The following is a 273-nucleotide window of genomic DNA, read 5'->3' on the forward strand; positions in this document are numbered from 1 at the left end:
TCAGAATTTTCTATCCAAATTTTACTTTTTATATGAAATTTTTTACCTTTTTTTTCTTCAAAACAACCAAGTTCACAGTATTTAACATCAATTTTATAAGTTTTAAGTGTAGCTCTAATATCAGCCATATTAAAGTTTTTAGCACATTCTAAAGCATCTTTACATGATATGCGACGCTTAGAATCTAATTTTGTTTCTAACTTTTCTAAAATTTCACTTTTTGCTATATTTTTGTTTAACTTGCCAAATTGACCTAACTCACAATCTGAAATT

General features: G+C 25.3%; 1 pseudogene. It reads right to left on the bottom strand.

Annotation, left to right across the window (positions count from 1 at the left end):
* Positions 1–273, bottom strand: a pseudogene (locus PF021_RS08545) (winged helix-turn-helix domain-containing protein); the annotation flags it as partial.

Origin of the sequence: Helicobacter ibis (assembly GCF_027859255.1) — a bacterium.
Lineage (GTDB): Bacteria > Campylobacterota > Campylobacteria > Campylobacterales > Helicobacteraceae > Helicobacter_D > Helicobacter_D ibis.